Origin of the sequence: Rhodococcus pyridinivorans (assembly GCF_900105195.1) — a bacterium.
Taxonomy (GTDB): domain Bacteria; phylum Actinomycetota; class Actinomycetes; order Mycobacteriales; family Mycobacteriaceae; genus Rhodococcus; species Rhodococcus pyridinivorans.
This window is the reverse complement of record NZ_FNRX01000002.1, coordinates 4,371,420-4,384,075: the sequence shown is the minus strand read 5'-3', so window position 1 is coordinate 4,384,075 and position 12,656 is coordinate 4,371,420. Positions and strand designations below refer to the sequence as shown.

The 12,656-nt window shown below is 69.8% G+C and carries 8 protein-coding genes; 4 read left to right on the top strand and 4 right to left on the bottom strand.

The genetic code is table 11. The features are described from left to right. Positions 1-17 precede the first annotated feature (17 nt). The gene (locus BLV31_RS20710; RefSeq protein WP_064061785.1) at positions 18-818 is read left to right on the top strand and encodes a T3SS (YopN, CesT) and YbjN peptide-binding chaperone 1; all 801 of its coding nucleotides are present in this window, start codon (positions 18-20) and stop codon (positions 816-818) included. A gap of 31 nt (positions 819-849) precedes the next feature. On the opposite strand, the gene BLV31_RS20705 is transcribed toward BLV31_RS20710, so the two are convergent. Next, on the bottom strand, positions 850-2,427 hold the full coding sequence (locus tag BLV31_RS20705; protein ID WP_064061783.1) for a dolichyl-phosphate-mannose--protein mannosyltransferase: 1,578 nt from the start codon (positions 2,425-2,427) through the stop codon (positions 850-852). Between the two features lie 23 nt (positions 2,428-2,450). On the opposite strand from BLV31_RS20705, the gene rsmI reads away from it, so the two are divergent. The 3 genes from rsmI (at position 2,451) to BLV31_RS20690 (ending at position 9,255) form a co-directional block, all read left to right on the top strand. Next, on the top strand, positions 2,451-3,338 hold the full coding sequence (rsmI, locus tag BLV31_RS20700) for a 16S rRNA (cytidine(1402)-2'-O)-methyltransferase (RefSeq protein WP_051424886.1): 888 nt from the start codon (positions 2,451-2,453) through the stop codon (positions 3,336-3,338). Positions 3,339-3,590: 252 nt separating this feature from the next. Then, positions 3,591-4,994, top strand: a complete 1,404-nt coding sequence (locus BLV31_RS20695) for an alanine/glycine:cation symporter family protein (protein WP_041803560.1) — start codon at positions 3,591-3,593, stop codon at positions 4,992-4,994. A 286-nt stretch (positions 4,995-5,280) separates the two neighbouring features. Next, a complete protein-coding gene (locus BLV31_RS20690; protein WP_064061784.1) occupies positions 5,281-9,255 on the top strand; it encodes an nSTAND1 domain-containing NTPase in 3,975 nt (1,324 codons plus the stop codon). Here the strand turns inward: BLV31_RS20690 and BLV31_RS20685 are convergent. From BLV31_RS20685 to BLV31_RS20675, 3 genes are read right to left on the bottom strand one after another with little or no spacing between them, the layout of a single operon-like run. Then, the gene (locus BLV31_RS20685; RefSeq protein ID WP_071934493.1) at positions 9,219-10,571 is read right to left on the bottom strand and encodes an aminodeoxychorismate synthase component I; all 1,353 of its coding nucleotides are present in this window, start codon (positions 10,569-10,571) and stop codon (positions 9,219-9,221) included. The genes BLV31_RS20690 and BLV31_RS20685 overlap by 37 nt on opposite strands. Positions 10,572-10,583: 12 nt before the next feature. After that, positions 10,584-11,465, bottom strand: a complete 882-nt coding sequence (locus tag BLV31_RS20680; protein WP_024103206.1) for an RNA polymerase sigma-70 factor — start codon at positions 11,463-11,465, stop codon at positions 10,584-10,586. Beyond that, positions 11,462-12,613, bottom strand: coding sequence for an NAD(P)/FAD-dependent oxidoreductase (locus tag BLV31_RS20675; RefSeq protein WP_081263403.1), 1,152 nt, complete (start codon positions 12,611-12,613; stop codon positions 11,462-11,464). Before BLV31_RS20675 ends, BLV31_RS20680 begins: the two co-directional genes overlap by 4 nt. Between the last annotated feature and the right edge of the window lie 43 nt (positions 12,614-12,656).

Sequence of the window (12,656 nt, the reverse complement as noted above, 5' to 3'; positions counted from 1 at the left end):
CTTCGAGAGGAGTGCGCGTGACCGACACCGACCGATTCGACGAGGCCCTCGACCGCGATTGGTCCCGTTACGCCTCGCAACTGGCCCGGCGCATCTCCGAACTCGCCGGACCCGACGCCTTCGAACTGCACGCCGAGACCGCCTCGGGGCCCGCGGCCTGCGTGCGGGTGCTCGCGAGCGCCGGGGGATACGCCACGATCGAGGTCACCGGATCCGAGCCGGTCACCAGGCCCGTGTCCGAGGCCGACACGCTCGCCCGGCACATCGTGTCGGTGCTGCGCGGTCGCGGGAAGGTGCCGCATCCGGCCTTCTTGCAGGCACACCCGCCCTCAGCCCTCGGCGACCTCCGCGAACGCGTGAGCGATGCGCTCGCGCACGCCCTCGGCCGCCCTGTGCCGGTCGACGCCGACGGCGACTTCGTCGTCGTCCTCGACTCCCATGTGGTCTTCGTCGTGATCGACGACGACGGCAGCATCCGGCTGTGGGCACCGCTGCTGCACGCGATCCCCGAGGACGACACCCCGGGAGCCACGCCCACCGGCGGTCGCACCCACGCGCTCGCCGAGCTCACCGAACTGAACCGGACGTGGCCGCACATCAAGGTGGTGCTCGTCGAGGACCGGCTTGTCGCCACCGTCGACCTGCTCGGCGATCCGTTCGTGCCCCGCCACCTGTCCGAGCTGCTCCAACGACTCAAGGGCTTCCTCACGGTCGTCGACGAGCGATTCGCGCGCCGCTTCGACGGCATCCGCTACGGCTCCGACAGGGACCGCGACGTCGAGCTGGCCGAGGGCAGCGTGCTCGACGAACCCAACTGAGCTCTCCTCGGGACGAGCGACTGCGCTCCGCTCAGCGCCAGCTGGGGAGCCACAGCTGGTCGTTCCAGTGCTCCGGGGTGATCGGCAGCGCCGTGAGAATCGGCCACAACCACACGAAGTTCGCGATGACGAGCCCGACATACAGGCACACCACGAGCAGCCCGGTCGTCCGTCGTTCCGTCGAGGCGTGCGGCGACCCGAGGATGTCGCCGAGCACCAGCGCGACACCCATCACCAGGAACGGCGCCATCGGCACCGCGTAGAAGTAGTACATCTGCCGGTCGAGGCTCGCGAACCACGGGAGGATCCCCGCGCCGTATCCGGTGAGCACCGCGGCCCACCGCCAGTCGCGGCGGACGAGCAGCTGCCACAGTCCCCATCCGAGCACCGGCACCGACACCCACCACAGCGCCGGCGTTCCGATCAGCATCACGGCCTTGACGCACTGCTCGGCGTCGCATCCGCTGATCCGCTCGCCGTCGGCGAAGTAGTACAGCATCGGACGCAGGCCCATCGGCCACGTCCACGGCTTCGACTCCCAGGGATGCTGGTTGCCGGCCGAGTTCGTCAGGCCGGAGTGGAACTCCAGGACGCTCGCGCTGTAGTACCAGAGTGACCGCAGCGCGTCGGGCACGAACGAGAACATCCCGTCGTGGCCGATCCGCGAGCCGACCGCGTGACGGTAGACGCCGGTCTCGCTCGCGAACCACGCCCAGTAGGTCGACAGGTACACCCCGAGCGGGACGAGCACGAGGGCATACAGCGCCGGACCGATGTCGCGCAGCGCCGTCCCCACCCAGGGGCGCTGCACCCGGTACGCGCGACGCGTCGCGAGGTCGAAGGCCACGGACATCAGCCCGAAGAACGCGATGAAGTACAGGCCCGACCACTTGGTGCCCACCGCGAGACCCAGCAGGATGCCCGCACCGAAGCGCCACCAGCGCACACCGAAGCGCGGACCCCACACACTGTCGAGAACACGGCCCTCGGCATGGACCCGGGCCATCCGGGCACGCACGTCGTCGCGGTCGACGATCAGGCAACCGAAGGCGCCGACGACGAAGACCGCCTGGAAGATGTCGAGCATGCCGAGGCGGGACGACACGAAGGTCACCCCGTCGACGACGAGCAGCAGACCGGCGATCGCGCCGAGCATCGTCGAGCGGGTCAGCCGCCGCACGATCCGCACGACCAGCAGGACGAGCACGACGCCGGCCGCAGCGGCCGAGAAACGCCAACCCCACGCGGTGTATCCGAACAGTGCCTCGCCGAGCGCGATCATCTGTTTGCCGACGGGCGGATGCACGACGAGCCCGTAGCCGGGATTGTCCTCGATCCAGCCGCCGGTGAGCACCTGCCAGCCCTGCGGGGCGTAGTGCTTCTCGTCGAACACCGGCGTCTTCGCATCGGTGGGGTAGTTGAGCATCGTGAACCGCGTGATCGCGGCGAGCGCCGTGACGAAGGCGGTGACGATCCAGCCGCGCGCCCGATCTCCCGGAAGGGGCTCGGGTCCGGGCACCAACGGGCCGGGACCGATGAGGCGACGATCCTGCGCTGCCGACGGACCACGGCCGGGGGCCTGTGAAGGGCTGCGGTCCGTCACGGTCACGTTCCGATCGTAGGCTGAGCCGTATGCAGGCAGCCAAACCGGTCCACGGCGCGAATCCGGGAGAGGGCCGGCTCGTGCTGGCCGCCACTCCGATGGGAGATATCGGTGACGCCTCGGCGCGTCTCCGCGACGCTCTCGGCACCGCCGACGTCATCGCCGCCGAGGACACCCGGCGCACCAAGGCACTCGCCGCGGCGCTCGGCGTCACCATCACCGGGCGGGTCGTGAGCTTCTACGATCAGGTCGAGGTGTCGCGACTGCCGGGCCTGGTCACCGACATCGAGGAGGGCCGCACCGTCCTGCTCGTCACCGACGCGGGCATGCCGTCGGTGAGCGATCCCGGCTATCGGCTCGTCGCGGCGTGCGTCGAGGCCGGTCTGCCGGTGACCTGCCTGCCCGGTCCGTCCGCCGTGACCACCGCCCTCGCCCTGTCGGGCCTGCCGGTCGAGCGGTTCTGCTTCGACGGGTTCCCACCCCGCAAGCCGGGCCAGCGACGCGCGTATTTCGGCACGCTCGTCCAGGAGCCTCGCGCCGTGGTGTTCTTCGAGGCACCGCACCGGCTCGCGGCCTGTCTGGCCGACGCCGTCGACGTGCTCGGCGGTGACCGTCGCGCCGCCGTCTGCCGCGAACTCACCAAGACCTACGAGGAAGTGCGCCGCGGCACGCTCGCCGAACTCGCCGAGTGGGCCGTCGAGGGCGCGCGCGGTGAGATCACCGTGGTGCTCGAAGGGGCGGTTGCCGTGGCCACCGACCCCGTCGACCTCGTCGACGAGGTGGAACGGAAGGTCGAGGACGGGATGCGGCTGAAGGACGCCTGCGCCGTCGTCGCCGAAGCGGCGTCGACCTCGTCCGGTGCGACGGTCTCGAAGCGCGAACTGTACGACGCGGTGCTGGAAGCGCGTCGCGACTGACGCGGTGCTGGAATCGCGTCGCGAGTGACGCGGTGCTGGAATCGCGTCGCGACTGACGCGGTGCTGGAATCGCGTCGCGACTGACGCGGCCTGCCGCCCACCGATCGAGAAGAACGCATATCGGACGCGCCGCGGGGTCCGGGGACACTGCGTGCCACGGAAGCTTAGACTCTGCCGGGTCCCGAGCGCAGACGTCACCGGCACCGGCCGGTCGGACGCTGTCGGGGGCTTCGGACGATCAGGAGGACGCGGATGGATTCGGTGAACGATTTCCTCGTCGAGGTGGGCGGGGTGGTGTGGGGGCCGTACCTGCTCATCCCGCTGCTGTTGGGCACGGGCCTCGTGCTCACGATTCGGCTGAAGGGCATCCAGTTCCGCAAGCTGTGGCCCGCACTGCGGCTGGGTCTGATCACCCGCCACGACGAAGGCGCCACCGAAGGCGACATCTCCCAGTACCAGGCACTGACCACCGCGCTCGCCGCGACGGTGGGCGTGGGCAACATCGCCGGTGTCGGCACCGCGATCTACTTCGGCGGGCCCGGCGCGCTGTTCTGGATGTGGGTCACCGGCCTGGTCGGCATGGCCAGCAAGTACTCCGAGGCGTTCCTCGGCGTGAAGTACCGCACGACCGACGCCAAGGGTGAGCAGAGCGGTGGTCCGCAGTACTACCTCGCCCGCGCCATCCCCAACAAGGCCGGTCTCGTCCTGAGTCTGCTGTTCGCGGTGTTCGCCGTGCTCGCCAGCTTCGGCATCGGCAACATGACCCAGGCCAACACCGTCGCTACCCAGCTCGACGGCACCTTCGGTGTGCCGACCTGGCTCAGTGGCATCGTGATGACCGTGCTCGCCGCGGCAGTCCTGCTCGGCGGCATCAAGTCCATCGGCAGGGTCACCGCCGGCTTCGTGCCCGCGATGATCCTCCTCTACGTCGGCGCCGGCATCATCGTCCTCGCGGTCAACTTCACGCAGATCCCCGATGCCTTCGCGCTCATCTTCACCGATGCCTTCACCGGCACGGCGGCCACCGGTGGCTTCATCGGATCGGTCTTCATGATCGCTCTGCGTTACGGCGTGGCGCGCGGCATCTTCTCGAACGAGTCGGGCATGGGCAGCGCGGCGATCGCCGCCGCGGCCGCCCAGACCACCCACCCGGTGCGTCAGGGCCTGGTGTCGATGACCCAGACGTTCATCGACACGATCATCGTCGTCACCTTCACCGGTCTGGTCATCGTCACGACCGGAGCCTGGGAGTCCGGCGAGCAGGGCGCCGCGATGACATCGGCCGGCTTCGCCGACGGCCTCGGTGGGGACTGGGGTCACTGGATCGTTGCCATCTCGGTCGTCTTCTTCGCCTTCTCGACGATCCTCGGCTGGTCGTACTACGGCGAGCGGTGCGTCGAGCGTCTCGTCGGTCGCCGCGGCGTGGTGCCCTACCGCGCGATCTTCGTGATCGTGGTGTTCATCGGTGCCACCACCCAGCTCGAGGTGGTCTGGAACTTCTCGGACGTGATGAACGGCCTCATGGCCCTGCCGAACCTGATCGGCCTGCTGGTGCTGTCGGGTCTGATCGCGCGGGAGACGAAGGCCTACCTGGATCGCGATCCGTATCTGTTGAACGGCCCCGTCGCGACGGACGATCCCGACGTCGTGAAGTAGGCCGGGGATACGCGAAGGGCCCCGCGTGATGCGGGGCCGAACGTATGTGGAGCATGCCTCCACGCCGACCCGGAACTACCCCTCGTCAGTCCCTATCGGCGTGGAGGCCCCCGCCCCACACTGCAAGGCCGAACCTTGCGTGGTCACCACTCTTCCCCGTGTTTGATGGGGACGAAGAATACCGACCGGCGCGGAACCGGTATCATCCCTGCTCAGACGTGGTGAGGAATTTTTCCGCAGCGGATGTTTGCAGGCGGGGAACGGGAGCACGAAGGGCGCGGAACGGATGTCAGAGACCGGCGGAAAGCCTGGTTCGGCGCAGCGTCAGTTCTTCGCCGACCAGTTGCGCATGCTGTTCGCCGCAGCCGGTCGTCCCGCCCTCAAGAAGGTCGTCTCGGATGCCGCGACCGTCGCCCGGGCGGTGGGCAGCGACCGGACCGTCTCCGTACAGCGGGTCAGCGACTGGCGCAGCGGCAACCGGATGCCGGCCAACTTCGAGTCGGTGCATCCGGTGCTCGTGGTCCTCATCCGCGCGGCGCGGGAGCTCAACGCCGAACCGCCGGCCCCCGGTCTGTACTCCCTGAAGCAGTGGGAGAACTGGTGGAAGGCCGCGCGCGGCCAGGCGAACGCTCCGCGCACCAAGGAATCGGCATCGGTATCGGTGCCGCCCGGGATCCGCCCTTACAAGGGACTCGCCTCCTACCGTCAGAACGACGCCCGGTTGTTCTTCGGGCGCGCCCAGAGTGTGCGGACCCTCGCCGACGTGGTGACGGCCTCCCACGGGCAGGGCCCGGTCGTGGTGACCGGTGCCTCCGGCGTCGGCAAGTCCTCGCTCGTACAGGCCGGTCTCATTCCCCAGCTGTGTTCCGCGCCGGACTGCCACCCGGTGGTCCTCACCCCCGGCACCGACCCGGTGGCACGACTCGTCGACGCGCTCCCCGAACTGACCGACGTCGGCGACCCCGCCGACCACACCGCCGTCCACGCGGCCCTGCGTGCCGCGACCTCCCGTACGTCGTCGTCCTTGCTGCTGATCGTGGTCGACCAGATCGAGGAACTGTTCACCCAGTGCAGCGACGTCGCTCTGCGCACCGAGTTCCTCACCCTGATCGAGACGGCGTCGACCGGTTCGGACGGCGACGCGCCCGCACTCGTCGTCGCGACGATGAGGTCGGACTTCTACGACCAGGCAGTGGGCACTCCCGTGCTCGCCCGGGCCCTCGAACGGCGGACCAAGACCGTCCAGCCCCTCGACCGCGACGATCTCGTCGAGGTCATCACCGCGCCCGCCAAACTCGTGGGTGTCCGCCTCGAACCAGGTCTCGTCGACCTCATCCTCCACGACCTCACCGGACTGGCCGACGGTGAGATCAGCGGCACCGAGCTTCCCCTGCTGTCCCACCTGCTCGACTCCCTGTGGGACAAGCGCAGCGGGGGCACGCTCACCGTCGCCGCCTACCGCGCGACCGGCGGGGTCCGCGGATCCGTCGCCGCCGGCGCCGAACGAGCGTGGGAGAGTCTCGCCGACGATTCCGACCGTGCCCGTGCCCGCTCGATGCTCGTCCACCTGGTGTACGTCACCACGACCGGCACGGACGTCAAGATCGCGCGGTCGCTGAACGAACTGCTCGCGGTCGGCGGGGAGGATCGCGACGCGTCGAAGCGCGTCCTCGACCATTTCGTGTCGGCACGTGTGCTCGTCGTCGACGCCGACTATGTCGAACTCATCCACGATGCGGTGATCGACGCGTGGCCCCGACTCAAGTCCTGGATCCAGCAGGACCGCGCCGGTGCCGCCCTGCGACAGCAGATCGAGGCCGACGCGTCGACCTGGCTCGGCTCCGGACGCAACCGCGAGCTGCTCTACCAGCGCGGACGCATGGACGTCGTGTCCGAGCAGAATCCGCACCTCGCCATGGCGGGCACTCCCGAGGGCCGGCGCGGGCCGGTCGCGCTCAGCCCCACCGCGGTGGCCTTCCTCGACGCCTCCCGCCGGCAGATCGCCCGCGAGACCCGGACCCGGCGGGTCGGCATCACCGCGATGGCGCTGTCCACGATCATCGCGTTCGTCATGACCGGACTGGCCTGGGACGCGAAGAGCCGGGCCGAGACGGCACGGAGCACCGCGCAGTTCCAGCAGATCGTCGCGCTGTCCGACTCCCTGCGGGACAAGGACTCCACGATCTCGGCGAACCTGGCGCTCGTCGCGGCCGAACTCCAGCCCGACAGCCCGGTCGCGTACTCGAGGCTCATCGCCAGCCAGGCCGTGCCCCTCGCCTACACACTGAGCGGACACACCGGGCCGGTCTACGGCGTCGTCGTCTCCCCCGACGGGGCCACCCTCGCGTCGGCGAGCGATGACGGCACCGTCCGCCTGTGGGCACTCGACGGCGACGAACCGTCCGCCGTGGGCGAGCCGTTGCGGTTGTCGTCGAAGTACATGGCGTCCGTCTCGTTCAGCCCCGACGGCCGTTTCCTCGCGATCGGGGCAGGTGACGGTGGTGTGTGGATCTACGACGCGTCCGATCGTGCCGCGCCGCACGTGGTGCTCGACCGGCAGGTCTACGCCGACGGCGCCGTGCACAACGTGCGGTACTCACCCAACGGGCGGGTGCTCGCCGTGCCCTACGACGACGGGCACGTCGCACTCGTCGACACCTCGGATCCCGGATCGGGCCGGTTCCCCGTCACCTTGGTCGACGAGCACGACGGTGGTGTGCGGACGGTGGCCTTCCGTCCCGGTGGGCAGGTCCTCGCCACGTCGAGCGACGACCGCACCGTCCGGCTATGGGACGTGAGCACGCCCTCGCGGCCGGTGCCGCTCGGTGAGCCGCTCACCGGTTTCGGCGACGTGGCCCATTCGGTGAGCTTCAACGGCGACGGCACGATCCTCGCGGCGAGCAGCGACGACGGTGTGCTGCACCTGTTCGACACCACCGATCCGCGCGCGGCCCGCCCGCTGGGGGTGCCGACGAACGCCCACACCGGCGGTGTCTGGAACATCGCGTTCCTCCCCGACGGACGCACACTGGCGAGCGCGTCCTGGGACGGCACCGCGAAACTGTGGGACGTCGACCCGTCGACACGAACCCTCGACGAGATCGGCCCGCCGCTGACCGGGCACGGAGGCGGTGTCCCGACGCTCGCGGTGAGCCCGACCGGGACCACCGTCGTCACCGGCGGACAGGATTCCAACGTCCGGGTGTGGACGATGCCGCAGACCCGGATGGCGGTCGCCGACGGAGCGCTGACCAGGCCGGCGATCGATCGTGCCGGAGCCCTCGTCGCGACCGGCAGCTACGGACCGGATGTCACGCTCTGGCGGGTCGGTCAGGGCGGCGACTGGAACCGCGCCGGTGGGATCGCGTTGCCGCGCCCGCTCGGCGGTGCGTACGTGTGCGCGCTCTCGCCCTCGGGCACGATCCTGGCCACGGCACCGACCTCCGGCGGCAGCGTGCAATTGTGGGACGTGCGCGATCCGGCAACACCGAAGCCGTTCGGCGATCCGGTGCCGCTCGACACGAGGTTCACCTCCGCCCTGGCGTTCGGACCCGACGGCACGACCCTCGTGACCGGCGCCGACGACTCCACGGTGCAGTTGTGGGACATCGCGGATCCCGCCGAACCGGTGCCGTGGGGCCAGCCGCTGACGGGACCGAAGAATCTCGTGCGCAGTGCTGCCATCAGCCCCGACGGCCGAAGTCTCGTGGTCACGAGCGCCGACAGCGAGATCTACGCCTGGAACGTGACCGATCCGCGCTCCCCGACACGGGTGAACGTCTCGGACGGGCACGCAACCGGCGTGAACACCGTGGCCTTCGACGGGTCGAGCGACGTGCTGGTGACCGGCGGGGACGACCACGACGTGGTGGTCTGGGACCGCACCGAGTCCGGTGACTTCGTCGCCCGCGAGACCCGGTTGAGCGGCCACACCGGCACGGTCTACTCCGTCTCCATCACCCTCGACGGCACCCGCGCGGTCAGCGGCAGCGACGACGGCACTGTCCGTCTGTGGGACGTCGCCGACCCGGGCGGCATGCACGAGATCGGTGGCCCGGTCACCGACATGGGAACGGGACGATGGCAGGTGACCTTCGCGCCCGACAGCACCATCGTCGCCGCCGGTGGCGACGGTCTGCTCCGCACATGGGGGCTCGACGCCGATGCCGTCGTAGCCCGCATCTGCCGTTCCACCTCGGTGCGACTCGAGGAGGTCCTCGACCGTTACGAGTTGCCGTCGCCTCCCGACGAGGTGTGCTGAACGGCTGCCCGCGCGTCGCCGAGCGCGAGGATGCTGGCGGCCTTGTCGAGGCATTCCTGCCATTCCGCGTCGGGATCGGAGTCGATGGTGATGCCGCCTCCCACACCGAGCGCGCACACGCCGTTGCCGCTGTCGTCGTGCCCGAACTCGACGGTGCGGATCGCGACGTTCAGTTCGGTGCCGGCGATCGGACTCGACATGCCGACGGTGCCGCAGTAGACACCTCGCGCGGAACCCTCCCACCTGGTGAGCAGCGTCCGGGCGCGGAGTTTCGGGCAGCCCGTCACCGATGCGGGCGGGAACGCCGCGTCGAGCACATCGGCGACCGTCACACCCGGTCGCCGCTCCGCCGCGACGGTGGACACCAGATGCCACACGCCGGGTGCGGGACGCACCGTCAGAAGATCCTCGACCCGCACCGAACCGGTCTCGGCGACGCGGCCGAGATCGTTGCGGACGAGATCGACGATCATCACGTTCTCGGCGACGTCCTTGACCGATGCCCGTAGCCCGGCGGGGTCGGCGGAGAGGGGGAGGGTGCCCTTGATCGGACTCGACCGCAGCGTGTCGCCGTGGAGGGAGACGAACAGTTCGGGCGAGAGCGACGCGACCGCACCCCACGATCCCTGCAGGTAGGCGGCGCGCGGAGGGTCAGTCCGGGAGATCCCGTCGGCGAAGAACGCCAGCGGATCGCCGTCCCATCTGCCCGTGAACCGCGTGCACACGCACGCCTGGTACACCTCGCCGGCGCGGATCGCGTCGAGACAGTGTTCGACGCCGCGGCGGTGCTCGTCGCGAGGCGGTGGTGTCCAGTCGATGTGCCAGTCCGTGGCGTTCGTCGACTCTGTGGCGTTCGTCGGCGGGGCGGCGGTCGACGGTGAATCGAGGACTGCCGCGGCGAGATCGTCGGGGCAGGGTGCGGTACCGAGGGTCTCGTACCACCAGCACCCGTCGGCGTCGAGACGCAGGACAGTGTCGGTCCACCCGCTCGCGGCGAGGGGCAGCGCGGGTCGGTCCGGGATGCGATCCGGGTAGGCGAGATAACCGATGCGCCCGCCTCCGATGAGCGGCCGGTCGTCACTCCGCTGGAAGCGCCGATCGGCACCGCCGGGCCCGGGAGCGTCCGCGGGGAGGGAGAAGACCTCTGCCGGTGGGACGGATTCGACGGACACGGACGGGACGAGCACGGCCGCCGCCCCGAACCATTCACCCGACAGTGCCGCCGGGGCGGGGATCGCGAGGATCCTGGCGCGTTCTGCGAGTGCACCGAGCACGCGATCGACGGTGCCGCCGCGGCCGAGTCGTTCCATCCGCATGGCGTCAGCTTGTCATGTCTGGTCGGAAGCATCGGGACGAGCCCGGAGATGCGTGAGCTTGTCGGGATTGCGGACCACGTAGACGCCGGTGATCAGGTGGTCGTCGATCTCGAGGTGCAGCACCATGTCGAGGACACCTGCCGAGTAGACGAGGAAACCGGGCATCGAGTTCACCACGGCCGGCTCGATGGTCATGTCGGGCAGCGGATGCCGGACCAGTCCGAGGAACAGGCCGGCGACCTTCGCGGAGCCGAAGACCGGAACTCGGGCCGCAGTGACCTTGCCGCCACCGTCGGCGAGGTACCGCACGTCGGGAGCCAGCAGCGACAGCAGTCCGTCGAGGTCGCCGGTGGTGGCCGCGGTGAGGAACGCCGCGACCACCCGGTCGGTCTCGTCGCCCGCGGGAGTGAAGCGTCGCTGCCGGGCATGGACGTGCTCGCGGGCGCGGTGCGCGATCTGCCGGACGGCACTCTCGGTACGGTCGACCGTCTCGGCGATGCGCCCGTACTCGAAACCGAACACCTCGCGCATCACGAAAACCGCGCGTTCGACGGGCGTCAATGTCTCGAGCACCAACAGCATCGCGGTCGACACCGACTCGGCGAGTTCGACCTCGGCGGCTGCGTCGGGGGCGGTGAGCATCGGCTCGGGCAACCACGGCCCGACGTAGTCCTCCCGGCGGCGTTGCGCCGAGCGCAGCGAGTTCAGCGCCTGACGCGTCACGATCTGCGCCGCGTAGGCCCGCGGATTGTCGACGCTGCCGGTGTCGGTGCGGGCCCAGCGGATGTAACTCTCCTGCAGGACGTCCTCGCTGTCGGCGACACTGCCGGTGATCTCGTAGGCGATCGAGAACAGCAGTCCCCGATGCTCGGTGAAGACGTCGTCGCCGGTCATACGTGAGCCTTCTCGCGTGCGGCGGTGTCCGGTCCGCGTCGGGACGGCAGGGCACGTCCGCGCGCCTGGAGTTGCATGGTGTGGATGGTCCCACGAACGACGGCTTCCTTCACCGGTGCTGCGAGCCGACCGCGCAGGGCCCACCTCGACGGGGTGTCGTCGCGTGCCGACAACTGCACGACGCCGCGATCGCGGCCGAGAGAGATGCAGGTCGTGACGAAACCGAGCGAGAGCGGTGCCGGCTCGCGTCCCTGCAACAACTGCCACACCGTGTCGGCGCCGTGGATGCCGAGCGGCATCGCCGCCTGGCAGCTCATGCGCAGGTGGTCATTGCCGTCCACCACCACTGCGTCGCCCACGCCGACGATCGGCGAGCCGTCGACCGCCTGCAGGGTGTCGCGCACCCGGAGACGACCGTCGTCGTCGACCGGCAGGCCGCTGCGACGGGCCAGGTCGGGCACGGAGAAACCGGCCGTGCGGACCACGAGGGTCGCGGGGATTTCGGAGCCGTCGTCGAGGACGACCGAGCCGTCGTCGATGTGGGCGACCCGCGTTCCCGACCGGACCTGAACGCCCAGTTCGTCGAGCCGGTGGCGGATGTAACGCTGCGTGTTCACAGGAAGGGCCGCTCCCGGATCGCCGACGAGGACGAGGGTGTGCCGCGGATGCGACTGTGCGAGTTCGGTGACGGTCTCGAGACCGGTGAGCCCGCCACCGATCACGACGACGGAGGCGTGATCGTCCGCCTCGAGGAGCGCGTCGCGCAGGGCAGTGGCGGAGTCGAGGTCGGCGACGGAGAACGCCTTCTCCGCACCGGGGATCGCGCCGGAGCCCGTGGTGCTGCCGACGGCGTAGACCACCGCGTCGCATGGCAGGACCGTGCCGTCGGCGAGGGACACCGCGTAGGGCTCGATCCGTACGGCCGTGCCGACGTGCAGCGTCACCCGCGGGTGCAGGAGATCGGACAGTTCGTGTGTGGCGGTTCCGGATCCGGCCGCCACCTGGTGGAGCCGGACGCGTTCGACGAAGACCGGTCGCGGGTTCACGACGGTGACCGCCACCTCGGGGTGTTCGGCGAGCAAGCGGTTCGCAGCCATCACTCCGGCGTAGCCCGCCCCTACGACCACCACATGGAATTGCGTCGTCATCGCTCTGTTCCCTTCGCTTGTCGGAAGTGGTGTCACCGATAGG